Source organism: Streptomyces durhamensis, from assembly GCF_000725475.1.
Lineage (GTDB): Bacteria > Actinomycetota > Actinomycetes > Streptomycetales > Streptomycetaceae > Streptomyces > Streptomyces filipinensis.
Genome location: NZ_JNXR01000005.1, coordinates 336432 through 360449, shown reverse-complemented (window position 1 = coordinate 360449; position 24018 = coordinate 336432). Strand labels below are relative to the sequence as shown.

Genomic DNA, 24018 nt, shown 5'->3' with positions numbered 1-24018 from the left:
CCCTTGGCGAGGGGCCCCGGCGGGCCGTGCCGAGCCTCACTCACCCGTGTGGGTGACGTGCTCCGGCGCATTGCCCCGGCCCGCCGCACTGTGCGCCCTCCGGATTTCCCGTAACGGCGGCTCCCCCTGGCATGCTTGAGGGAACACGGTCCGCGCGGGAGGCGCGCGGGGTACGACCTTCCGCCCCCATGATCCCGCTACCTTCTGTACGTTTCCTCGTGACCGCCTACGCCGAACCAGGAGCGCCGGCCCCCGTGACCCCTCTGAGCAGCAACGCACCGCACGGCCAGTCGCCGCTGCGCACCGTGCAGGTGCTGGGCGGAGGCAACGCCGGCAGCAGCGCGCATGTGCGCTCGCTGGCCGAGGGGCTCGTGGCGAGGGGCGTGCGGGTCACGGTGTGCGCCCCCGTCGAGGCCGACCGCGCCTACGACTTCACCGGCGCCGGTGCCGAACACGTGCACGTGCCCCGCAGCAGCGACCCCGTCTCGGTGGCCGCACTGCGGTCGGCCTGCGCGAGGGCCGACCTGGTGCACGCGCACGGGCTGCACGCCTCCTTCCGGGCCGTCCTCGCGCTCAGCGGACGGCCCACCCCGCTCGTCGTCACCTGGCACAACCGGGCCGAGGCGGAGGGCCCGCGGGCGCATCTGCTGCGGCTGCTGGAGCGGCGGGTGATGCGGACGGCGGCCGTGGTCCTCGGCACCACCTCCGACCTGGTGGACCGGGCCAGGCGGACCGGGGCGCGGGACGCCCGGCTCGCCGCCGTCGGCCTGCCGGGACAGCGCCGGCCCGTCGTCCTCGACGACCCCGACCGGCTGCGCCCCAAGGTCCGCGCCGAACTCGGCGCCACCGGCCGCCCGTTGCTCGTCGCGGTCGGCTCCCTCGACCGCCGGCGCGGTTACGAGGTCCTGCTCGACGCGGCCCGCGCCTGGCGCGACCTGGACCCCGTGCCGCTGGTCGTCATCGCCGGAGAGGGGCCGCTGCGGCCGCTGCTGCAGCGGCGGATCGAGGACGAGGAGCTGCCGGTGCGGCTCATCGGGCGCCGCGAGGACGTGCCAGAGCTGCTCGCCGCCGCGGATCTGGCACTGCTGACCAGCAGCTGGGAGTCCCGGTCCGTCCTCGCCCAGGAGGCGCTGTACGCGCGCGTGCCGCTCGTCGCGACCCGGGTCGGCGGCATTCCCGACCTCGTCGGCGACGCGGCCGAACTCGTCCCGTACGCCGACCCGAAGGCGCTCGCGGACACGGTCGTACGGCTCCTGGCGGACCCCCGGCGCCGGGAGGAGCTGCGCGAGCGGGGCGTGCGGCAGGCCGCCGGCTGGCCGAGCGAGGACGAGACGGTCGCCCAGGTGCTCAGCGTGTACGACGAGTTGACCCAGCCCCGGCCGCTGCCCTGAGCCCGCCTCAGGGCACGTGCCGGCGGGCCCGGAGGGCGAGGCTCAACGCCAGGACCGTCTGCGGGTCGTCGAGGTCGGTGCCCAGCAACTCGCCGATACGGGCGAGGCGGTTGTAGAGGGTCTGGCGGTTGAGGTGCAGTTCCCGGGCGGTCTCGGCCTTGCGCCCCGCGTGCGCCAGATAGGTCTCCAGGGTCGGCAGCAGCGGCGGCTTGGAGCGGTGGTCGTGGTCGCGCAGCGGGCCGATCGCGCGGTCCACGAACGCGGCGAGGTCCGGGTGGTCGCGCAGCCGCCACATCAGCAGATCGATGTCGAGGCGGCGGGCGTCGTACCAGGGCCGGTCGGTCAGGCCCTGGGCCGCCGTCGCCGTCTCCGCCGCGTGCCTGAGCCCGGCCGACGCCGCCGCCCAGCCGCCCGCCACACCGACGACCACCACCGGCGGCGGCGACCCCGGCCGGCGCATCCCGGCCCGCTCCACGCCCGCCCGCAGTGCCGCCGCCACCCGGTCCGCCACCGTCGACCGCTCCGACTCCGAGCGCAGCCCCAGCAGCACCAGCACCCGCCCCTCCACCGGCCGCACGCCCAGCAGCACCGGCACCCCGACCGCGGCCAGCTCCTCGGACACCGCACGCGCCAGCACCGCCCAGCCGCCGCCGGGGGAGAGGGAGTCACCGATCCGCATGACCACGGGCAGCAGCGGGCTGTCGCCGGGCTTGAAGCCGAGGACCCGGGCCTGCGCCGGGGCGTCCTCGGCGGTGATCCGGCCCTCGGCGAGATCGGTGAGGAAGTCGCCGCGCCCCCGGGCGGCCAGCTCCTCCTCCTGCCGGGCCTGCATCAGCACCACGGCCAGGATGCCCGCGGCCCGCTCGGCGGCGATCCGGTGGACCGGGGTCAGCGGGGAGCGGACCGGCAGCAGGACCAGCCGGGCGCGCACCGAGCCCGCCGTCCCCGGGCCGCCGCCGGGCACGTCCACCAGCACCGAACCGGCGGGCGGCGGCGCGTCCTTGTGCGGGCCGCGCATCCCCTCCCACACCTGGAGCGGATCGGCGCCCTCGGGTCCTTCCCCCGCCGCGTACAGCAGCCGGCCGTCGGCCGTCTCCAGGAACACCGGGTTGCCGCTGAAACCGGCCAGGATGCCCAGCACCTGCGGCACCCCGCCGCCGCCCAGCAGCGCCTCGGTGCAGCGCCGGTGCACCTCCTCGGCCCGCTGGAGCAGCGCGTAGTGGCCGTTGACGATCTCGGTGTGGATCTCCTCGGTCACCGTCACGAACGGCACCTCGCGGTGCAGCTGCACCAGCGGCAGCCCCGCGCTGCGGGCGGTGTCCACCAGGGCCGCCGGCAACCGCGTGAAGCGCGGGCCCAGCTCCACCACCAGCGCGGCGATCCCCCGCTCGGCGAGCGTGCGCACGAACGCCCGCTGCTCGGCCGGGCGGGTGCCGAGGCCGTAGCCGGTGGTGAGCAGCAGCTCGCCGCCCTTGAGCAGCGAGGCGATGTTCGGCACCTCGCCCGCGTGCACCCAGCGCACCGTGCGTCCCAGCCGGTCGGCACCCGCCAGGATCTCCGGCAGCCCGCTGCGCAGCCCGGGCAGCTCCAGCGCCCGCTGAAGGGTGATCCCGGCGCCCTGGGTGTCGAGTCGGTTGTCCGTGCGGCTGTCCATGCAGCGGACGCTACCTGCGCAAACGCCCGCAGGACAGCTCCTCGCTAGATCGGCCGGATGTTGTGGTTGAAGCGGAAGACGTTGTCGGGATCCCAGCGCCGCTTCACCTTCGCCAGGCGCAGGGTGTTCTCCTCGCCCAGGCCCGCCCTGACCCGCTCGGGGCCCTCGTCGCCGATGAGGTTGAGGCAGACGGCACCCGTGCTCCACGGCCGGAGGGCGGCGCGTACGTCCCGCACCCAGGCGATGGACCGCCCGTCGTCGGCCGGGTCCGCCCAGAGGGCGAACGGGTGCACCGCCCAGGGCGCGTCCCGGTACGGCACCGGGTACGTCCGGGGACCGGCGGCGATCGCCCCGCCCTGCGGGAACAGGATGTGCTGGGCGCCGGTCGGCACCGGCATGCCGGCGGCGCGGGCGCAGAAGAGGTCGACCGCGTCGTCCGGCAGCGCGGCGAGGTACTCCGCCGACCAGTGGCCGCGCAGCCCGGGCGGATCGTCGAGCAGGCACTGCAGGTCGGCGTAGGGCAGGTCACCGGCCAGCTCGGCCTCGTGCGGCAGCGCGAGCAGCGGCTCGGCGAGCTTGCGCAGGTCGTCCTCGCCGCCGGCGTAGGTCAGCAGGACCGTGCAGACCAGCTCGCCCACCAGCGCCGGCGGTGTGTACCGCGCGGGCGGGCCGGTGCGGTAGCGCACCGCGCCGCTCACCTCGTCGGGTCCGCTGCGGATGATCTCGCGAAAGGTGCGGACCACGTCCGGACCGGACTCCGGCAGGCACAGCAGCAGCACGACCGAGAACTCCGGCAGCTCGTGCAGCTCCAGGGTGAGCGCGGTGGCGATGCCGAAGTTGCCGCCCCCGCCGTGCAGCGCCCAGAACAGGTCCGGGTTCTCGTCGGCGTTCGCGTGCACCCGCTCGGCCTCGGCGGTGACGAGTTCCACACCGAGGAGGTTGTCGACGGCGAGGCCGAAGGCCCGGTCCAGCCAGCCGGTGCCGCCGCCCAGGACGAAGCCGCCCACACCGGTGGTGGAGGCACGCGCGCCGGTGGTCGCGAGGCCGTACGGCTGGGTGGCCCGGTCCAGGTGGCTGATCGTGGCACCGCCCCCGATCCGGACCGCCTCGGCCGCCGGGTCGACGGTCACCTGGTGCATCCGGCGCAGGTCCACCACGAGGGCGCCGTCGATCCGGGCCCCTGCCAGGCCGTGTCCGCCGCCGCGCACCGCGATGCGCAGGTCCAGTTCGCGCGCGAAGCGGACGGCACGCACCACGTCGGACGCGTCCGCGCACTGCGCGATCACGGCGGGGTGCCGGTCGGGCAGGGTGCTGAAGGCCGTCCGGGTGTCGTCGTAACCGGGGTCCCCCGGCGCGAACACGTCCCCGACCAGATCCTCGCGGAGCGCGGTCAGCGCCGCGCCCGCCTTGGAACGGGCAGCCATGGCAGCCCCCTTCCGGCAGGGTCCACCTTCCAGCCTAGGCCGGGCGGAGCGACGCCGAAGGGGCGCGGGGGCCTAACCCCCGTACGCCCCGGAGGCCGTCAGACGCAGCGCCGTGTCGATCAGCGGCACGTGGCTGAACGCCTGCGGGAAGTTGCCCACCTGCCGCTGCAGGCGCGGATCCCACTCCTCCGCCAGCAGACCGAGGTCGTTGCGCAGCGCGAGCAGCTTCTCGAACAGCTTGCGGGCCTCGTCCACCCGGCCGATCATCGCCAGGTCGTCCGCCATCCAGAACGAGCAGGCCAGGAAGGCCCCTTCGTCGCCGGGCAGACCGTCGACGCCCGCGTGGTCGCCCTCCGTCGGGTAGCGCAGGATGAACCCGTCCGGCGTGGACAGCTCGCGCTGGATCGCCTCGATCGTGCCGATCACCCGCTTGTCGTCCGGCGGCAGGAAGCCCATCTGCGGGATGAGCAGCAGCGAGGCGTCCAGCTCCTGGGAGCCGTAGGACTGCGTGAAGGTGTTGCGCTCCTTGTCGTAGCCCTTCTCGCACACGTCCCGGTGGATGTCGTCGCGCAGTTCCTTCCAGCGCTCCAGCGGGCCGTCCGCGTCCCCGGACTCGATCAGCTTGATGGTGCGGTCCACCGCGACCCAGGCCATCACCTTGGAGTGCACGAAGTGCCGGCGCGGGCCGCGCACCTCCCAGATGCCCTCGTCCGGCTCCTGCCAGTGGTCCTCCAGGTAGCGGATCAGCTTCAGCTGGAGCAGGGAGGCGTAGTCGTTGCGGGCCAGACCCGTCATGTGGGCCAGGTGCAGGGCCTCGGTGACCTCGCCGTAGACGTCCAGCTGGAGCTGGTGCGCCGCGCCGTTGCCGACCCGGACCGGGGCGGAGTGCTCGTAGCCCGGCAGCCAGTCCAGCTCGGCCTCGCCCAGCTCACGCTCGCCGGCGATGCCGTACATGATCTGCAGGTTCTCGGGGTCGCCGGCGACCGCGCGCAGCAGCCACTCGCGCCAGGCGCGGGCCTCCTCGCGGTAGCCGGTGCGCAGGAGGGACGACAGGGTGATCGCGGCGTCGCGCAGCCAGGTGTAGCGGTAGTCCCAGTTGCGGACGCCGCCGATGTCCTCCGGCAGCGAGGTCGTCGGCGCGGCGACGATGCCGCCGGTCGGGGCGTACGTCAGCGCCTTCAGGGTGATCAGCGAACGGACCACCGCCTCGCGGTACGGCCCGTGGTACGTACAGTGCTCGACCCACTCCCGCCAGAAGTCCTCCGTCGCCTCCAGCGAGGTCTCCGGCTCCGGCAGCGCCGGCGGCTCCTTGTGCGAGGGCTGCCACGAGATGGTGAACGCGATCCGGTCACCCGGGGCGACGGTGAAGTCGGCGTACGTGGTCAGCGACTTTCCGTAGGTCTCGGCCTCCGTGTCGAACCACACCGAGTCCGGCCCGGCGACCGCCACCGTGCGGCCCTCGTGCTTGTGCACCCAGGGCACCACACGGCCGTAGGAGAACCGCATCCGCAGGGCGGAGCGCATCGGCACCCGGCCGGTGACGCCCTCCACGATCCGGATCAGCTGCGGCGCGCCCTCACGCGGGGGCATGAAATCGGTCACCCGGACCGTGCCGCGTGGGGTGTCCCACTCCGATTCCAGGATCAGCGAGTCGCCGCGGTAGCTCCGCCGGGCGGCCGCGGGCGGCTGCGCGTCGGCCGCGTGGGCCGGGCCGAGCCGCCAGAAGCCGTGCTCCTCGGTGCCCAGCAGGCCGGCGAAGATGGCGTGCGAGTCGAAGCGGGGCAGGCACAGCCAGTCCACCGTGCCGTCCCGGCAGACCAGTGCCGCGGTCTGCATGTCTCCGATGAGTGCGTAGTCTTCGATGCGCCCGGCCACGTGCAACTCCAGTCGAACGGCCACGTCACCCCCGCACAGGGGGGCTGTCGCTAGTGCGGTCAAGGGGTCGTTGTTGTGCGTCGTTGAGCGGTGAAGCAAAGCAGCCCGCCGAGCCCTGAGGCAATACGACAGTCTTTGCTCAACGAACTGCCGCGCTCTCGTTGTTCCGGGTGGTGCAGGCGGGGGTGTGCCGTCGTTCCGGCCGGGCTCGGCAGCGAGTGTCCGAGCAGGATACGACGCACGTAGATGATCTGCGTGCCGCTCCGGGCAACCCGTGTGGGCCGAACGGGTGAGTAGCGGGTGATGACCGTGTGACTTCTGTGTGCCTGTGCTGACGTACGGGGCGACCCGCCCTGGACCCGGCGGGTGAGCGAGCCACCCCGGGGCGGTGCGACGGAGCCGCCCCGTGCCCGGCCGAGCGCGGAGCGTGGCCGGAAGCCATCTCGTCCAGGCGCTGATACCCTGGTAGCCCGTGGACCGGTGGGCCTGAAACCCCCGAACCGCAGCGACGGCACCCCCGGAGATCTCCGGGTCGGCAGCCGCACCGCACGACAGACCGCGACCACGGGAGCCCCCTCTTGGCCATGCCGCCCGCTGCTTTCCGACACAGCACAGCCACGACGACCAAGCACATCTTCGTCACCGGGGGTGTCGCCTCCTCGCTCGGCAAGGGCCTGACCGCCTCCAGCCTGGGCATGCTGCTCAAGGCCCGCGGCCTGCGCGTCGTGATGCAGAAGCTGGATCCGTACCTCAACGTCGATCCGGGCACGATGAACCCCTTCCAGCACGGTGAGGTCTTCGTCACCAACGACGGTGCCGAGACCGACCTGGACATCGGACACTACGAGCGCTTCCTCGACCGCGACCTGGACGGCAGCGCCAACGTCACTACAGGCCAGGTCTACTCGACCGTGATCGCCAAGGAGCGGCGCGGCGAGTACCTCGGTGACACCGTGCAGGTCATCCCGCACATCACCAACGAGATCAAGCACCGGATCCGGCGCATGGCGACGGACGAGGTGGACGTCGTCATCACCGAGGTCGGCGGCACGGTCGGCGACATCGAGTCGCTGCCCTTCCTGGAGACCGTCCGCCAGGTCCGCCACGAGGTCGGCCGGGACAACGTCTTCGTCGTGCACATCTCGCTGCTGCCGTACATCGGTCCCTCCGGCGAGCTGAAGACCAAGCCGACCCAGCACTCGGTCGCCGCGCTGCGCAACATCGGTATCCAGCCCGACGCGATCGTGCTGCGCTGCGACCGCGAGGTCCCGACCGCGATCAAGCGGAAGATCTCGCTGATGTGCGACGTCGACGAGGCCGCCGTGGTCGCCTGCCCGGACGCCCGCTCGATCTACGACATCCCGAAGACCGTGCACGGCGAGGGCCTGGACGCCTACGTCGTACGCAAGCTCGACCTGCCGTTCCGTGACGTCGACTGGACGACCTGGGACGACCTGCTGGACCGGGTCCACAACCCCGACCACGAGGTCACCCTCGCCCTGGTCGGCAAGTACATCGACCTGCCCGACGCCTACCTGTCGGTCACCGAGGCGCTGCGCGCCGGCGGCTTCGCCAACCGCGCCCGGGTGAAGATCAAGTGGGTCACCTCGGACGACTGCAAGACCCCGGCGGGCGCCAAGGCACAGCTCGGCGACGTCGACGGCATCTGCATCCCCGGCGGCTTCGGCGACCGCGGTGTGCTCGGCAAGGTCGGCGCGATCCGCTACGCCCGCGAGAACAAGATCCCGCTGCTCGGCCTCTGCCTGGGCCTGCAGTGCATCGTGATCGAGGCCGCGCGGAACCTCGCCGACATCCCAGACGCCAACTCCACCGAGTTCGATCCGGCCACCGGCCACCCGGTCATCTCCACCATGGCCGAGCAGCTGGACATCGTCGCCGGTGAGGGCGACATGGGCGGCACCATGCGCCTGGGCATGTACCCGGCCAAGCTGGCCGAGGGCTCGATCGTGCGCGAGGTGTACGACGGCAAGGAGTACATCGAGGAGCGGCACCGCCACCGCTACGAGGTGAACAACGCCTACCGCGCGGAGCTGGAGAAGAAGGCCGGGATCCAGTTCTCGGGCACCTCCCCGGACGGCAAGCTGGTCGAGTACGTGGAGTACCCGCGTGACGTCCACCCGTACCTGGTCGCCACGCAGGCGCACCCCGAGCTGCGCTCGCGGCCGACGCGTCCGCACCCGCTGTTCGCCGGCCTGGTGAAGGCCGCCGTGGAGCGGAAGATCTCGCAGTAACACAAGAGTTGTACGGTGGCCGGGGTGCGGACATTCAAAACGATCGCGCCCCGGCCGCTCGTGCATGTGTGGAAGGACAGGGCATGACCATCAAGGACACCGCGGAGGAGTGGGAGATCCGGGCGACGGAGACCCCCTTCACGGGCAACAAGACCTCCGTGCGCACGGACGAGGTGGTCATGCCCGACGGCTCGGTGGTCCGGCGCGACTACCAGGTCCACCCCGGTTCGGTCGCCGTCCTCGCCCTGGACCGGGAGGACCGGGTCCTGCTGATCAAGCAGTACCGCCACCCGGTGCGCCACAAGCTGTGGGAGATCCCGGCCGGCCTGCTCGACGTGCCCGGTGAGAACCCGCTGCACGCCGCCCAGCGCGAGCTGTACGAGGAGGCGCACGTCAAGGCCGGGGACTGGCGGGTGCTGACGGACGTCTACACCACGCCCGGCGGCTGCGACGAGGCCGTACGGATCTTCCTCGCCCGTGACCTGTCCGCGGCCGAGGGCGAGCGGTTCGCGGCGGAGCACGAGGAGACCGACATGGAGCACACACGCGTGCCGGTCGAGGAACTGGTGCGCCGTGTCCTGGCCGGTGATGTGCACAACAACTGCCTGGTCGTCGGGGTCCTCTCCCTGGTGGCCGCCCGCAACGGCGACGGCCTCGACGCGCTGCGCCCGGCCGACGCCCCCTGGCCGGCCCGCCCCTTCGCGTCCTGAACCACACCCGTTCGGCGTACTGGTGTGACCATCGCCTGATCCGATCAGGGGATTCGGCGTCGTCAGCCGCGCTCCTCCCGGCCCGTCGCAGCGCGTGAACTAGGCTCGTCGCGAGCGAGCCAAGAAGCGAGCCAGGAGAGGCGCACGCCCATGGCGGGAGATCCGCCGGGCCTGCGCGTGCGGTGGGACGGGAGTGTGGCCCGTGACGGATCAGGCGGTGGACACAGGCTTCGTGCGGCTGTCGGCGCGCGCGGACGCGGACGACCGTTTCCTGGGCCGTACAAGGGAGTTGAAGGAGCTGCGCGCCGACATCGAGCGCGCCGGTCTGGACACCCTCTCCGGCCGCAAGGCGCCCCGCGCGCGCGTGCTCCTGATCGCGGGCCGCCCCGGCTCCGGCCGCACCGCCCTGGCCGAGGAACTCGTACGGCAGGTCGCGGACGGCTACCCGGACGGCGTGCTGCGGGCCCGGCTCAGTGAACCCGACGGCACCCCCGTCCCGGTCGCGCGCGCCGCCCGCGAGCTGCTCGCCGCACTGGAGCTGCCCGCCCCGGCCGGCGCCGCCGAGGACGACCTCACCGAGGCGCTGCGCACCGCCCTCGCCGACCGGCGCGCCCTGCTGCTGCTGGACGACGCGGCCGGCGCCGAACAGGTCGACGCGCTGCTCCCGGAGGCCCCGGACTGCCTGGTCGTGGCCGTCTCCTCGGGTCCGCTCACCGGCATCGCGGACGTCCGGCCGTGCACCCTGGGCGGTCTGGACACCAAGTCCGCGGTGGAACTGCTCACCCGCTACACCGGCGCGGTCCGCGTCACGGTCGACCCGCGCTCCGCCGAGAGCCTGGTCGAGGCCTGCCAGGGCCATCCGGCGGCGCTCGTGCTGGCCGGCGGCTGGCTCGCCGCCCGTCCCAAGTCCGCCGTCTCCGACCTCGCCAAGCGGCTGCACACCACCGACGACGGCACGGACGGCACCCCGCTGGCCCGCGTCTTCCGGCACGTGCACAGCGAGCTGCCCGGCCCGGCCGCCCGGATGCTGCCCCTGCTCTCCCTCGCCCCGGCCGGTCTGGTCGACCCGCACACGGCCTCGGCCCTCGCCGGCTGCTCGGTCGACGCCGCCCGCGCCGCCCTGGACGACTTCGTCGCCGTCGGCCTGCTGCGCACGGTGGACTCCCCGCTGCCCCAGTACAAGGTCCCCGGCTGTCTGAACCCCCTGCTGCGCGCCCTCGCCGAGGGCCAGGAGCGGCCCGCGGAGCTGCAGCTGGCCCGGGCCCGGATGCTGGAGCGGACCGTGCGGCTGCTGCAGTCCTGCCGGGCGATCACCGAGACGGACAGCCCGCAGGCCCGGGAGAAGCTGAACGCCATGCCGCGCGAGGTGCGCTTCCCCAGTCCCCGGGCGGCCGCCGACTGGCTGCTCGTCCGGCGGCCCGCGCTGCTGGCCTCCGCGCGTCTCGCGGTGGCCGACGGAGAGCTGGACACCCTGGCCCGGCGGCTGATGTCCCAGCTGGTCAGGGCCCTGGTCGCGCATGTCGGCACCCAGGCGGCCGCCGCCGACCTGTACGACGTGCACAGCCTCGTCCTCGATGTCGCCGAGCGGCGGGGACTCGTCCGGGAGAAGGCCGCGGCGCTGCTGAACCTGGGCGACGTGGACGCGCAGACCGGCCGTACCCGGGCCGCGCTGGCACGATATCGGTTGGCTCTGGACGCCGGACGCAGAGCAAATGACCCGTACGCCACGGGTCGCGCAATGGAATCCGTAGGTGGCGCGTACCAGGAGCTCGGAGACTACGAACGGGCCGCCGACTGGTTCGGCCGGGCCCTGGCCGAGCGGCTGGCCCGCGGCGAGCGCGAGCAGGTCGCCCGGCTGTACGGCCGGATCGCCGTCACCCACACCTACGCGGGCCGCTACGGCGAGGCCGTCAGGAACTGGCGGGCCGCCGTCGCCGGTCACCGCAGGGGCGGCGATGTCGCGGCCCACGCGCGGGCGTTGAGCGAGCTGGCCCGGGTGCAGGAGTACGCGGGGCGGTTCGAGGAGTCGCTGCGCACCTGCCAGGAGGCGGTGGAGTGGGCGCGGCGCGCCGAGGACGTCCGGCTGCAGGCCGCGGTGCAGCTCCGGCTGGCCGACACCCTGGAGCACCTCGGGGACCCCACCGCCGCCCGTCTGCACCGCGCGGCGGCCGGGCGCATGCTGGACGAGGAGGCCCAGGACAGTGGGACAAGCCCGAATCAAGACGCTAACGCCTGCGAAATCCGTAGTGCATCCAACGAAGATTGATGCAATGAAAGGCTAGACAGGCGGAACGCCTTCATTAAACTGGCTCTGCCGCACGTTCTCCTGCGGTGTCTCCCGGTGTGCTCTGCATGCCTGGGTATGTCATGTAATGCACCCCCCATACCCTCTGAGCCAAGGACCGTGATCGACGTGAAGGTCGGCATCCCCCGCGAGGTCAAGAACAACGAGTTCCGGGTGGCCATCACCCCCGCCGGTGTGCACGAGCTGGTGCGCAGCGGCCACCAGGTCGTCATCGAGCGGGGCGCCGGCCTCGGCTCCTCGATCACGGACGAGGAGTACGTCTCCGCCGGTGCCGCGATCCTCGACACCGCCGACGAGGTGTGGGCCACCGCTGACCTGCTGCTGAAGGTCAAGGAGCCCATCGCGGAGGAGTACCACCGCCTCCGCAAGGACCAGATCCTCTTCACCTACCTGCACCTGGCCGCCTCCAAGGAGTGCACGGACGCGCTCATCGAGTCCGGCACCACGGCCATCGCCTACGAGACCGTCGAGCTGCCGAACCGCGCGCTGCCGCTGCTCGCCCCGATGTCCGAGGTTGCGGGCCGGCTCGCCCCGCAGGTCGGCGCCTACCACCTGATGCGCGCGGCCGGCGGCCGTGGCGTGCTGCCGGGCGGCGTCCCGGGCGTGACCCCGGCCAAGTGCGTCGTCATCGGCGGCGGTGTCTCCGGCTGGAACGCCACCCAGGTCGCCGTCGGCATGGGCTTCGACGTGACCCTGCTCGACCGCGACATCAACAAGCTGCGCGAGGCCGACAAGATCTTCGGTACGAAGGTCAAGGCGATCATGTCCAACACCTTCGAGCTGGAGAAGGCCGTCCTCGACGCCGACCTCGTCATCGGCGCGGTCCTCATCCCGGGCGCCAAGGCCCCGAAACTGGTCACCAACGAGCTGGTGGCCCGCATGAAGCCCGGAAGTGTTCTTGTCGACATCGCGATCGACCAGGGCGGCTGCTTCGAGGACTCCCACCCGACGACGCACGCCGAGCCGACCTTCAACGTGCACAACTCGGTCTTCTACTGCGTCGCCAACATGCCCGGCGCGGTGCCCAGCACCTCCACCAACGCCCTCACCAACGCGACGCTGCCCTACATCGTCTCGCTGGCCAACAACGGCTGGGTCGAGGCGCTGCGCCGCGACGCCGCGCTCGCCAAGGGTCTCAACACCCATGACGGCAAGGTCGTTTACAAGGAGGTCGCAGAGGCGCACGGCCTGGAGTACGTGGAGCTGGAGTCCCTGCTCGGCTGACGCCCGGCCGACCCCGGTGGCCTGACGAACCGCTAAGTCAGAATCAGGTAAAAGGCGATTCGTCAACACATGTCGTCAACCCCGCGCATCCGGCCGGACCTTGCCCGACAAGGTCCGGCCGGATGTGTGTATGGTCACTTGGCGACTCTTGGTCAACTCGCCTCGAACGCAACCCTTCGACCGATTCGTACACCGGTGAAACCTGCTGTGCGACGGCCGTACGCCCTTGACAGCGAGATGTTTCATTGCCGACACATCCTGCCGGGTCCGGCGGATTGTGTTGCTGCGGACCGCCGACACGCCATAGAGTCGCCAACCGTCGGCATGGTGCCACGCTGACCTTGTCTAGAAGTTTCCTGGTCACCAAGGAGGTAAGACGACTTGTGAATGAGTCGACATTTTCTCCCGGGGGTGGTCAACCAGGAATGCCTGTACGGGGCCAGGGCTCCGCGGGATTCGAGGCTGTCGGCTCCGTAGCTGTGCGCACCTTCGCAGCCCACCAGAGTCCGGGACCGCAGACCGCCCGGACAGCACACCAGAGCATGGATGGCCATCACGTGAACGCCATGGCCGGCGACGGAAGTGGCGCGCCCCACAACCAATTCGCCGACTACGACGAACTGCCCGAGGGGCACTTCTACGACCCCGACGCCGAGTACGAGCCCGATCCCGAGTACGCGGCCACGCTCGCGCCCGACGCGGCCCGCCAGCGCCGCGAGCGCATCGGCCCGACCGGGCGCCCGCTGCCGTACTTCCCGATCCCGGGCCCGCTGACCGACCACGGCCCCGCGAAGATCATCGCGATGTGCAACCAGAAGGGCGGCGTCGGCAAGACGACGTCGACCATCAACCTGGGTGCCGCGCTCGCGGAGTACGGCCGGCGCGTGCTCCTCGTGGACTTCGACCCGCAGGGCGCGCTGTCGGTGGGACTCGGTGTCAATCCGATGGAACTCGACCTGACGGTCTACAACCTGCTCATGGAGCGGGGTATGTCCGCGGACGAGGTCCTGCTGAAGACGGCGGTCCCCAACATGGACCTGCTGCCCTCCAACATCGACCTGTCGGCCGCCGAGGTCCAGCTGGTCTCGGAGGTCGCCCGCGAGTCGACCCTGCAGCGGGCGCTCAAGCCGCTGATGCCCGACTACGACTACATCGTGATCGACTGTCAGCCCTCGCTCGGCCTGCTCACCGTCAACGCACTGACGGCCGCTCACAAGGTGATCGTGCCGCTGGAGTGCGAGTTCTTCGCCCTGCGCGGTGTGGCCCTGCTGACCGAGACCATCGAGAAGGTCCAGGAGCGGCTCAACCCCGACCTGGAACTGGACGGCATCCTCGCCACGATGTACGACTCGCGCACGGTCCACAGCCGTGAGGTGCTGGCCCGCGTGGTCGAGGCCTTCGACGACCACGTGTACCACACGGTCATCGGCCGCACGGTCCGCTTCCCGGAGACCACGGTCGCCGGCGAGCCGATCACCACCTACGCCTCCAACTCCGTCGGTGCCGCCGCCTACCGCCAGCTCGCCAGGGAGGTGCTCGCCCGGTGTCACGCCGAGTGAGTCTGCCCGGGGCCGACGAACTCTTCCGTACGACAGGGGGGATGGCACTTCAGCCGTCGACTCCCCGGCGCGCGGCAGGCGGTGAGGCCCGGGTGCCGGCTCCCGCGGGGGAGAGCGACGACATGGCCGCCGGCGAGGACGCACCGCAGTCGGTGCCCGTCCAGGGCGGCGACGGAGAGGGCGCGGAGCACGCCGCGGCGGAGGCGGAACCCGCCGACGCCGGCGAGTCCCGTACCCGGCCGTCCCGGCGGCAGGCGGCGCAGGAAGGTTCTGGCGCCGCTCAGCCGCGCAAGCGGGGGCGGGCGGCGTCGCGGCGGCCCAGTGGGCGCGAGCGGCACGACGAGAAGATCACGGTGTATGTGTCGGCCGAGGAGCTGATGGACCTGGAGCACGCCCGTCTGGTGCTCCGGGGCGAGCACGGGCTCGCGGTCGACCGCGGGCGGATCGTGCGGGAGGCGGTGGCCGTGGTCCTGGCCGACCTGGAGTCCCGCGGGGACGCGAGCATCCTGGTACGGCGGCTGCGGGGGCGGTAGGGGTAGCCTGCGGGGGCTATGACCTCGAAGGACGTTCCCCTCCCCGGCGCCGGAACCGGCCGTCGGCGTGCGCTGGGGCGGGGCCCCGGGGCCTCGCCGGTCGAGGTCGCGGGCCCGGCTGAGCCCGGCGGGGCGGAACCGGACGAGGCGCCCGGCGCGGTGTCCGAGGAGCCCGCGGTACCGGAGGAGCCTGCGGTGCCTGAAGAGCCCGCGGTGCCGGAGAAGCCCGCGGGGCGTGAAGAGCCCGCGGTTGCCGAAGAGCCCGCGGTTCCCGGACCCCCTGCGGTTCCCGGACCCGGAGAACCCCGTGACGGCGTCTTCAAGGTCCGGCTCGCCAACTTCGAGGGCCCCTTCGACCTCCTCCTCCAGCTGATCTCCAAGCACAAGATGGACGTCACCGAGGTGGCCCTCTCCAAGGTCACCGACGAGTTCATGGCGCACATCCGGGCCATGGGACCCGACTGGGACCTCGACCAGACGACCGAGTTCCTCGTCGTCGCCGCCACGCTGCTGGACCTGAAGGCGGCCCGGCTGCTGCCCGCCGCCGAGGTCGAGGACGAGGCCGACCTCGCGCTGCTGGAGGCCCGGGACCTGCTGTTCGCGCGGCTGCTGCAGTACCGCGCGTACAAACAGATCGCCGACATCTTCAACCAGCGCCTCGACGACGAGGCCCGCCGCCGGCCCCGTACCGTCGGCCTGGAACCGCACCACGCCGAGCTGCTGCCCGAGGTCGTCATCACCATCGGCCCCGAGGGCCTCGCCAGACTCGCGGTCAAGGCGATGCAGCCCAAGCCCAAGCCCCGGGTCTACGTCGACCACATCCACGCCCCGCTGGTCAGCGTGCAGGAGCAGGCCGGGATCGTCGTGGCCAGGCTCAGGGAACTGGGCGAGGCGAGCTTCCGGGTGCTGGTCGAGGACACCGGGGACACCCTCACCGTCGTGGCCCGGTTCCTCGCCCTGCTGGAGCTGTACCGCGAGAAGGCCGTCGCCCTGGAGCAGGAGACCGCGCTCGGGGAGCTGCTCGTGCGCTGGACCGGCGGGGACGCGGACACGGCCCCGATGGTCACCGACGAGTTCGACCGGCCGCCCGAGCCGCCCAAGGAGGAGAAGAAGCCATGAGCGAGCAGACCGCGGAGGTACCGGCCGGGCTGGGGGCCGTGGCCGGTCTCGACCTCAAGCCCGCCCTGGAGGCGATGCTCATGGTCGTGGACGAGCCCGCGACCGAGGAGCACCTGGCGAGGCTGCTGGAGCGGCCGAAACGCCAGGTGGCGGACGCGCTGCGGGAACTGACCGACGAGTACGCCGTGCAGGGCCGCGGCTTCGAGCTGCGGTTCGTCGCCGGCGGCTGGCGTTTCTACACGCGCGCCGCGTACGCGCCGGCCGTCGAGCGGCTGGTCCTGGACGGCCAGACCGCCCGCCTCACCCAGGCGGCACTGGAGACCCTCGCGGTGGTCGCCTACCGCCAGCCGGTCAGCCGCAGCCGCGTCTCCGCCGTACGCGGAGTCAACTGCGACGGTGTGATGCGCACCCTGCTGCAGCGCGGTCTGGTCGAGGAGGCGGGCACGGAACCCGAAACAGGTGCGATCCTGTACAGGACGACGAACTACTTCCTGGAGCGGATGGGCCTGCGTGGCCTGGACGAGCTTCCGGAGCTCGCGCCCTTCCTCCCGGAGGCGGAGGCGATCGAAGCCGAGACCCAGGAAGGCGTACCGTCGTTCGATCCGGACGCCCCGGATTCCGAGGACGCAGACGACAAGACGGAACTTTGATGCGAAGCAGCAGCGGCAGGAACAGCAGCGGAAACAACGGCGGGAGCCGTGGTGGCAACAGCGGCGGCCGCGGCGGGAGCGGTGGTGGCCGCGGTAACTACCGCGGCGCCGGCAACTCCCGTGACGACAACCAGGGCGGCCGGCCGAAGAAGCCGCGTCCGGAGGAGCGGCGCTACGACGTGGGTCCCGGCGCCACCCAGTCCGGCCCGAAGTCCGGGCGGGGCGCCTCGGCGCGCGGTGGCGCCAAGGGCGGCCCCCGGCAGGGCCAGGGCGCCGGGCGCGACCGTTCGGCGCCGGCCCGCTCGCGCGAGTACGAGACGCGGGTCGAGGAGCGCAACCGGGAGCGGTACGCGGGCAAGAAGGACGTCAAGCTGCCCAAGACGTTCCCCGGCGCCGAGCAGGAGGGCGAGCGGCTGCAGAAGGTGCTCGCGCGCGCGGGCTACGGCTCCCGGCGCGCCTGCGAGGAGCTGATCGAGCAGGCCCGGGTCGAGATCAACGGCGAGATCGTGCTGGAGCAGGGCCGCCGTGTGGACCCCGAGAAGGACGAGGTCAAGGTCGACGGCCTGACGGTCGCGACGCAGTCGTACCAGTTCTTCTCGCTGAACAAGCCCGCCGGTGTCGTGTCCACCATGGAGGACCCGGAGGGCCGCCAGTGCCTCGGTGACTACGTCACCAACCGTGAGACGCGGCTCTTCCACGTCGGCCGGCTGGACACCGAGACCGAGGGTGTCATCCTGCTCACGAACCACGGCGAGCTGGCGCACCGCCTCACGCACCCCAAGTACGGCGTGAAGAAGACCTACCTCGCCGCGATCGTGGGCCCGATCCCGCGCGACCTCGGCAAGCGCCTGAAGGACGGCATCCAGCTGGAGGACGGCTACGCGCGCGCGGACCACTTCCGCGTCGTCGAGCAGACCGGCAAGAACTACCTGGTCGAGGTGACCCTGCATGAGGGCCGCAAGCACATCGTGCGGCGCATGCTCGCCGAGGCCGGCTTCCCGGTCGAGAAGCTGGTCCGCACCTCCTTCGGCCCGATCACCCTGGGCGACCAGAAGTCGGGCTGGCTGCGCCGTCTGTCGAACACCGAGGTCGGCATGCTGATGAAGGAAGTCGATCTCTAGACCGCGCCTTGCGCCGTTCACCGTCCCCCTTTATTGTCACCATGACGATAAAGGGGGACGGTGTATGTCCAAGCAGCCGGCGACCGGAGCACTGATCGGCCTCGCCCTCGGGGACGCCCTGGGCTTCCCGACCGAATTCGACGACGTGCCCTCGATCCTCGCCAAGTGCGGGCCCTGGCGGGAGATGGAGCTGCCGAAGCGGGCCTTCGTGTCCGACGACACCCAGATGACCCTCGCCCTCGGGCGCGGACTCCGCACCGCCATGGAGCGCGGTCACCTCGCCCCGAAGCGGCTGGAGCGGCCGCTGCGCGAGGAGTTCGTGGACTGGTACCACTCGCCGGAGAACAACCGCGCCCCGGGCCGTACCTGTCTGACCGCGTGCGCCCTGCTGAAGGAGGACGGCCGGGCCTGGCAGGACGCCAGTCAGATCGGCTCCAAGGGCTGCGGCGCCAACATGCGGGTCGCGCCGATCGGGCTCGCCCCAGGCCTGAGTGACGAACAGCGGTCCGGCGCCGCCCAGTTGCAGTCCGCCCTCACCCACGGCCACCCCACCGCGCTCGCCGCCTCCGACCTCACCGCGCACGCCGTCCGCCTGCTCGCCCAGGGCGCCGACCCGGTCGGACTCGTCGGACAGCTGCGCTCGTACGCGCTCGACCACCGGACCCGGTACGACCACACCTGGCTCGGCGACCTGTGGATCCGGTCCCAGGACCCCAGCCCCGAGCACTTCGTCGCACGCGGCTGGGACGAGTGCCTGGCGGTCCTGGAGCGGCTCCAGGAGGCCGTGCGGACCGTCTCGCCGGAGACCGACCCGTGCCTGGCCACCGGAGCGGGCTGGATCGCCGAGGAGGCCTTCGCCACCGGGCTGCTGTGCTTCCTGCTCTTCCCCGACGAGCCCGTCACCGCCCTGCGCCGGGCCGCCTGCTCCTCCGGCGACTCCGACTCCATCGCCTGCCTCACCGGCGCCTTCGCGGGCGCCTGGCTGGGCGCGGACGCCTGGCCGGCCGACTGGACCGGGCGGATCGAGTACCGGGGGGACCTGTTGGCGCTGGGCGCGCTCTGGGACGCTTAGCCCCATGATCGAAGACCTCGACATCGACCTCGCACCCGTGGTCGCGGAACAGCCCGACCCCCTGCTGTTCGCGACCGTCTCCGGAGCCCATCTGTACGGCTTCCCCTCGCAGGACTCCGACGTGGACCTGCGGGGCGTCCATCTGCTTCCCGCGGCCGACCTCGTCGGACTGCGCGAGCCGGAGGAGACCCGCTCACGGACCTGGGTGCGCTACGGCGTCGAGCTGGACCTCGTCACCCACGACCTGCGCAAGTTCGTCCGGCTGATGCTGCGCCGCAACGGCTATGTCCTGGAGCAGCTCCTCTCGCCTCTGGTCGTGCGGACCACCGAGGCGCACCGCGAGCTGGCCGCGCTCGTGCCCGGCGTCCTCACCGGCCACCACGCCCACCACTACCGGGGCTTCGCGCTGACGCAGTGGCGGCTGTTCGAGAAGACCGGCGAACTCAAGCCGCTGCTCTACACGTTCCGGGTGCTGCTCACCGGCATCCACCTCATGCGCAGCGGCGAGGTCCAGGCCCACCTGCCCACGCTCCTGGAGCTGGTCGGCGCACCGGACTACGTGCCGGACCTCATAGCGGCCAAGGGTGAGCGGGAGCACGGGGCGGCCGACATCGAGCACGCGCGCGTGGAGGCCGACGTGGAGCGGCTGCACACCCTGCTCGACGAGGCCCAGGCCGCCTCATCCCTCCCGGACGCGCCCACCGCGTACGACGCCCTGCACGACTTCGTCATACGGCTCCGTCTGCACGGCTGAGTCCCCGGGGCGGGCGTGCGTCCGCACGGCTGAGTCCCGGCGTGCCCGGAACAGGAAGTCGGCCACGCGTGCGTGGTCCGGCTCCGCCGGCAGCGGGCTGTGGTCCAGGGCCCGCTCCGTCTCCGCCCCCAGCCGGGCCATCCACGCCTCGACGCCGGCCCAGGCGAGCTCGCCCCGCTTCACCGCGAGCAGCGGCTCCCGCTGGTCACCGACCTCGATCCGCAGCTCGCCGGTGCGCAGCAGGTCGCGGGCGGACATCAGCAGGCGCAGCAGGTGCATGGCGTGCTTCCAGCGCGGGGCGCCCGTCGTGCGGACGTCGGCGTCGAGCTTCCTGCGCTGGCCGAGGGCGTAGCGGGTGAAGGTGCCGTAGACCTGCCGGGAGAGGAAGGCGTCGCGCAGGGACAGCAGCTCCCGGCCGGTGTCGTCCATGCGCTCCACGAGCGGGGAGTGCAGGCACTCCAGGATGTTCGGATTGCCCCGCAGCGCCAGCTCGCAGAACCGTTCCAGTTCCCAGGAGAACTGCTCCTCGCCCGGCCCCTCCACATGCGTCGGCGGCTTCTCGAACCGCCAGTACAGGAAGGTGGGGGCGAGGAACACGCCCCGCCGGTCGGTGTCGCTCGTGTCCGTCGCCAGACCGAAGGCCCGGGAACCCATGACACAGGCGTAGACGGTGTGGTCGCGTACCAGGGTCTCGGGCTGCATGCCGGGAGCGTACGCGGACCCCTCAGGTCAGGTGGATCGAATTCGCCTCCACCGTGATCGTCTTCTTCGGAAGCGGCTTGGTCGCGGGGCCGTGGGCCACCGCACCGTCGGCGATGTGGAACTTGCTGCCGTGACACGGGCAGTCGATCGTGCCGTCCGCGACCGTGCCCACCGTGCAGCCCATGTGGGTGCAGATCGCCGAGAAGGCCTTGAACTCGCCCTTCTTCGGCTGGGTGACGACGACCTTCTGTTCCTTGAAGATCTTCCCGCCGCCCTCCGGGATGTCACTCGTCTGCGCCAGGTCCTTCCCGTGGGAGGAGCCGGAGACCGGTGACCCGGAGCCCGGGGAGGTGGGGGCCGGGGAGGCGGGCGCCGGAGACGAGGGCTTCGCAGACGACGCCACCGGGGAACTCTTGCCGTTGCTGCCGCCGCATCCCACGCATCCCGCGGCGAGCGCCGCCGCGCCCGTCGCCAAAGCCGTGCGCCGCGTCGCGGGCTGGTTCATGTCAGCACTCCGTACAGACGTTGAAGGACAGGGGTCCGTTGAAGAACAAAGGGTTGAACCGGTGCATACCGGCACATCCGCATCGTCTCAGCGATCGGGCGCCGCACGCCGTGTCCGCGCGGGCTGACTACGCTGGACGGACCAAGAACAGATCCGCACGTCAGCAGGGAGCAGCGCCGTGGCGGTACGAGCGGTCCGGGGGGCCGTCCAACTGGAGCGGGACGAGGCCGGACACATGGACGAGCAGGTCGGAGCCCTGCTCACCGCGGTCCTGGAGCGGAACGGGCTGACCACCGACGACCTGATCAGCATCTGGTTCACGGCCACTCCCGACCTGCACAGCGACTTCCCGGCCGCGGCCGCCCGCAAGCTCGGCATCGTCGACGTGCCCCTGATCTGCGCCCAGGAGCTGGACATCGAGGGCGCCATGCCCCGGGTCGTGCGGATCCTCGCGCACATCGAGTCGGACAGGCCCCGCGCCGACATCAGCCACGTCTACCTCGGCGCCGCGGCCGCCCTGCGCAAGGACATCGCCCAGTGAGAACCGCACTCGTCATCGGCACCGGCCTCATCGGCACCTCCGCCGCCCTGGCGCTCGTCCAGCGCGGCGTCGTCGTCCACCTCGCCGACCACGACCCCGAGCAGGCCCGCACGGCCGCCGCGCTGGGCGCCGGCACCGACGAGGCCCCCGAAGGCCCCGTCGACCTGGCGGTCGTGGCCGCCCCGCCCGCGCACGTGGCAGGTGTCCTCGCGGACGCCATGCGCCGGGGCGTGGCCCGCGGCTACCTGGACGTGGCCAGCGTCAAGGGAGGCCCGCGCCGCGAGCTGGAGGCGCTCGGCCTCGACCTGACGGCGTACATCGGCACGCACCCGATGTCCGGCCGCGAGAAGTCCGGCCCGCTGGCCGCGACCGGCGACCTCTTCGAAGGCCGCCCGTGGGTGCTCACCCCGACCCGGGACACCGACACCGAGGTGCTGAACCTCGCCCTGGAGCTGGTCTCCCACTGCCGGGCCGTCCCGGTGGTCATGGACGCCGACGCCCATGACCGCGCCGTCGCCCTCGTCTCGCACATGCCCCACCTGGTGTCCAGCATGGTCGCCGCACGCCTGGAGCACGCCGAGGAGGCCGCCGTACGGCTGTGCGGGCAGGGCATCCGGGACGTGACCCGGATCGCCGCCTCCGACCCGCGCATGTGGATCGACATCCTGTCCGCGAACCCGGGGCCGGTCGCCGACCTGCTCTCCGACGTCGCCGCCGACCTGGGCGAGACCGTCGAGGCCCTGCGCGCCCTGCAGTCCGCCGACGAGGCCAAGCGGAGCGAGGGCACCGCCGGCATCGAGGACGTGCTGCGCCGCGGGAACGCGGGCCAGGTGCGGGTACCCGGCAAGCATGGCAGCGCGCCGCGGGTGTACGAGACCGTCGTCGTGCTCATCGACGACCAGCCCGGCCAGCTGGCCCGCATCTTCGCGGACGCGGGACGGGCCGGGGTCAACATCGAGGACGTGCGCATCGAGCACGCCACCGGGCAGCAGGCCGGTCTGGTCCAGCTCTCCGTGGAGCCCAAGGCGGCAGCCGTGCTGAAGGAGGCGCTCCGTGAGCGCGGGTGGGCTCTGCGGCAGTAGTGACCGCCGGCGGATCCCGTGTGCGTCCGGACGAGTGACCCGCACCCAGTAACCTTGTGCAGGGCGCTCTCGCTCCCCGCATCCCGCCCGCACCGCACCAGGAAGGTGTCCCTCCGTGGAAAACGGCGCCGCCCCGACCGCCAGGCCCGTGATCGTCGCGATCGACGGCCCCTCCGGCACCGGCAAGTCGAGCACGTCGAAGGCCGTCGCCGCGCAGCTCGGCCTGAGCTACCTGGACACCGGCGCCCAGTACCGGGCGATCACCTGGTGGATGGTGACCAACGGCATCGAGCTGGAGGACCCGACCGCCATCGCGGCCGTCGCCGGCAAGCCGGAGATCGTCTCCGGCACGGACCCGGACAAGCCGACCATCACCGTCGACGGCATCGACGTGGCCGGCCCGATCCGCACCCAGGAGGTCACCTCCAGGGTCAGCGCGGTCAGCGCGGTGCCCGAGGTGCGCTCCCGGATCACCGAGCTGCAGCGCTCGCTGGCCGCCGGCGCGGAACGCGGCATCGTCGTCGAGGGCCGTGACATCGGTACGACCGTCCTCCCCGACGCCGACCTGAAGATCTTCCTCACCGCCTCCCCGGAGGCCCGCGCGGCCCGCCGCAGCGGCGAGCTGAAGGGCGCCGACGTCCACGCCACCCGTGAGGCGCTGATCAAGCGGGACGCGGCCGACTCCAGCCGCAAGACCTCGCCGCTCGCCAAGGCCGACGACGCGGTCGAGGTGGACACCACAGAGCTCACCCTCGCCCAGGTCATCGAGTGCGTCGTCACCCTGGTCGAGGAGAAGCGGGCCGGGAAGTGAGCCTTCCGTCACGCGGGGAGGACGCCCTTCCCTCCGCACGGGGTGCCGAGGTCGGCCGGCGCATCGGCGTCGGCCTGATGCACGGACTGTTCAAGCCGCGGGTGCTCGGCGCCTGGAAGGTGCCGGCCACCGGCCCCGTGATCTTCGCGGTGAACCACTCCCACAACATCGACGGCCCGATGGTCATGGGCGTGGCCCCCCGGCCGACGCACTTCCTGATCAAGAAGGAAGCCTTCATCGGCCCGCTGGACCCCTTCCTGACCGGCATCGGCCAGGTCAAGGTGGACCGCGCCGCGGCCGACCGCACGGCGATCGGCCGGGCCCTCGGCGTACTGGAGGCCGGGGGAGTGCTGGGCATCTTCCCGGAGGGCACCCGGGGCGACGGCGACTTCGCTTCGCTGCGCGCCGGGCTCGCCTACTTCGCGGTCCGCAGCGGGGCGCCGATCGTGCCCATCGCCGTCCTGGGAAGCGCTGGCAAGCGCGGACGGTTGATAAAGGGACTCCCGCCCCTGCGCTCGCGCATCGACGTCGTCTTCGGCGACCCCTTCGACGCGGGGGACGGCAGTGGACGGCGTACGCGCAGGGCGCTGGACGAGGCGACCGAGCGGATTCAGAAGCAGCTCACCAGCCACCTGGAAAACGCCAGGCGCCTGACCGGGCGCTAGGCGACACTTGAGTAGTGGATCAGCCGGGAGAAAACCGGGCGATCCACCGATCACCACGAACGAACGAGG

General features: G+C 72.1%; 21 protein-coding genes. 16 read left to right on the top strand and 5 right to left on the bottom strand.

The annotated features are described in order from the left end of the window. The first annotated feature begins 254 nt into the window (after positions 1 to 254). The gene (locus IO33_RS0109390; RefSeq protein WP_031162425.1) at positions 255 to 1391 is read left to right on the top strand and encodes a glycosyltransferase family 4 protein; all 1137 of its coding nucleotides are present in this window, start codon (positions 255 to 257) and stop codon (positions 1389 to 1391) included. A 7-nt stretch (positions 1392 to 1398) separates the two neighbouring features. On the opposite strand, the gene IO33_RS0109385 is transcribed toward IO33_RS0109390, so the two are convergent. The 3 genes from IO33_RS0109385 to IO33_RS0109375 form a co-directional block, all read right to left on the bottom strand. Next, positions 1399 to 3045 (bottom strand): PucR family transcriptional regulator, encoded by a 1647-nt coding sequence (locus IO33_RS0109385; protein ID WP_031162423.1) that lies wholly within the window; start codon positions 3043 to 3045, stop codon positions 1399 to 1401. Between the two features lie 44 nt (positions 3046 to 3089). After that, positions 3090 to 4469: an FAD-binding oxidoreductase gene (locus tag IO33_RS0109380; RefSeq protein ID WP_031162421.1), complete on the bottom strand. Its 1380-nt coding sequence runs from the start codon at positions 4467 to 4469 to the stop codon at positions 3090 to 3092. A gap of 72 nt (positions 4470 to 4541) precedes the next feature. Beyond that, on the bottom strand, positions 4542 to 6344 hold the full coding sequence (locus tag IO33_RS0109375; RefSeq protein ID WP_031162419.1) for a glycoside hydrolase family 15 protein: 1803 nt from the start codon (positions 6342 to 6344) through the stop codon (positions 4542 to 4544). Between the two features lie 584 nt (positions 6345 to 6928). On the opposite strand from IO33_RS0109375, the gene IO33_RS0109370 reads away from it, so the two are divergent. The 11 genes from IO33_RS0109370 to IO33_RS0109320 all read left to right on the top strand — a co-directional run bounded on the left by IO33_RS0109370 (position 6929) and on the right by IO33_RS0109320 (position 19643). After that, the gene (locus tag IO33_RS0109370) at positions 6929 to 8596 is read left to right on the top strand and encodes a CTP synthase (protein ID WP_031162417.1); all 1668 of its coding nucleotides are present in this window, start codon (positions 6929 to 6931) and stop codon (positions 8594 to 8596) included. A gap of 83 nt (positions 8597 to 8679) precedes the next feature. After that, entirely contained in the window at positions 8680 to 9306 is a 627-nt protein-coding gene (locus tag IO33_RS0109365; RefSeq protein WP_031162415.1) for an NUDIX domain-containing protein, read from the top strand. 202 nt (positions 9307 to 9508) lie between these two features. Then, entirely contained in the window at positions 9509 to 11572 is a 2064-nt protein-coding gene (locus IO33_RS0109360; RefSeq protein WP_031162413.1) for a tetratricopeptide repeat protein, read from the top strand. A 147-nt stretch (positions 11573 to 11719) separates the two neighbouring features. Further along, positions 11720 to 12835: an alanine dehydrogenase gene (gene ald / locus IO33_RS0109355; protein WP_157857820.1), complete on the top strand. Its 1116-nt coding sequence runs from the start codon at positions 11720 to 11722 to the stop codon at positions 12833 to 12835. Positions 12836 to 13260: 425 nt separating this feature from the next. Next, positions 13261 to 14394 (top strand): ParA family protein, encoded by a 1134-nt coding sequence (locus IO33_RS0109350; RefSeq protein ID WP_078963419.1) that lies wholly within the window; start codon positions 13261 to 13263, stop codon positions 14392 to 14394. Next, the gene (locus IO33_RS0109345; RefSeq protein ID WP_031162408.1) at positions 14379 to 14927 is read left to right on the top strand and encodes a hypothetical protein; all 549 of its coding nucleotides are present in this window, start codon (positions 14379 to 14381) and stop codon (positions 14925 to 14927) included. Before IO33_RS0109350 ends, IO33_RS0109345 begins: the two co-directional genes overlap by 16 nt. Before the next feature lie 18 nt (positions 14928 to 14945). Next, positions 14946 to 16046, top strand: a complete 1101-nt coding sequence (locus IO33_RS0109340) for a segregation and condensation protein A (RefSeq protein ID WP_031162406.1) — start codon at positions 14946 to 14948, stop codon at positions 16044 to 16046. Then, on the top strand, positions 16043 to 16696 hold the full coding sequence (gene scpB, locus IO33_RS0109335) for an SMC-Scp complex subunit ScpB (RefSeq protein ID WP_031162404.1): 654 nt from the start codon (positions 16043 to 16045) through the stop codon (positions 16694 to 16696). Before IO33_RS0109340 ends, scpB begins: the two co-directional genes overlap by 4 nt. Then, complete coding sequence (locus IO33_RS0109330; protein WP_031162401.1) at positions 16696 to 17817, top strand: pseudouridine synthase; 1122 nt, start codon at positions 16696 to 16698, stop codon at positions 17815 to 17817. The genes scpB and IO33_RS0109330 overlap by 1 nt, the downstream gene beginning before the upstream one ends. Positions 17818 to 17881: 64 nt before the next feature. Further along, positions 17882 to 18889, top strand: a complete 1008-nt coding sequence (locus tag IO33_RS0109325) for an ADP-ribosylglycohydrolase family protein (RefSeq protein ID WP_031162399.1) — start codon at positions 17882 to 17884, stop codon at positions 18887 to 18889. Between the two features lie 4 nt (positions 18890 to 18893). Further along, complete coding sequence (locus IO33_RS0109320) at positions 18894 to 19643, top strand: nucleotidyltransferase domain-containing protein (RefSeq protein ID WP_031162397.1); 750 nt, start codon at positions 18894 to 18896, stop codon at positions 19641 to 19643. On the opposite strand, the gene IO33_RS0109315 is transcribed toward IO33_RS0109320, so the two are convergent. Together IO33_RS0109315 and IO33_RS0109310 are read right to left on the bottom strand one after the other, a co-directional pair. Next, complete coding sequence (locus IO33_RS0109315; protein WP_031162394.1) at positions 19569 to 20345, bottom strand: nucleotidyltransferase domain-containing protein; 777 nt, start codon at positions 20343 to 20345, stop codon at positions 19569 to 19571. The genes IO33_RS0109320 and IO33_RS0109315 overlap by 75 nt on opposite strands. A gap of 22 nt (positions 20346 to 20367) precedes the next feature. Next, the gene (locus tag IO33_RS0109310; RefSeq protein WP_031162392.1) at positions 20368 to 20850 is read right to left on the bottom strand and encodes a Rieske (2Fe-2S) protein; all 483 of its coding nucleotides are present in this window, start codon (positions 20848 to 20850) and stop codon (positions 20368 to 20370) included. A gap of 178 nt (positions 20851 to 21028) precedes the next feature. Between IO33_RS0109310 and aroH the strand changes: the two genes are divergently transcribed. The 4 genes from aroH to IO33_RS0109290 all read left to right on the top strand — a co-directional run bounded on the left by aroH (position 21029) and on the right by IO33_RS0109290 (position 23949). After that, the gene (gene aroH, locus IO33_RS0109305; RefSeq protein ID WP_031162390.1) at positions 21029 to 21391 is read left to right on the top strand and encodes a chorismate mutase; all 363 of its coding nucleotides are present in this window, start codon (positions 21029 to 21031) and stop codon (positions 21389 to 21391) included. Beyond that, positions 21388 to 22473, top strand: coding sequence for a prephenate dehydrogenase (locus IO33_RS0109300; protein WP_031162387.1), 1086 nt, complete (start codon positions 21388 to 21390; stop codon positions 22471 to 22473). Before aroH ends, IO33_RS0109300 begins: the two co-directional genes overlap by 4 nt. 115 nt (positions 22474 to 22588) lie before the next feature. Beyond that, positions 22589 to 23284: a (d)CMP kinase gene (cmk, locus tag IO33_RS0109295; RefSeq protein WP_031162385.1), complete on the top strand. Its 696-nt coding sequence runs from the start codon at positions 22589 to 22591 to the stop codon at positions 23282 to 23284. Next, positions 23242 to 23949 (top strand): lysophospholipid acyltransferase family protein, encoded by a 708-nt coding sequence (locus IO33_RS0109290; RefSeq protein ID WP_245235739.1) that lies wholly within the window; start codon positions 23242 to 23244, stop codon positions 23947 to 23949. The genes cmk and IO33_RS0109290 overlap by 43 nt, the downstream gene beginning before the upstream one ends. Positions 23950 to 24018 lie beyond the last annotated feature (69 nt).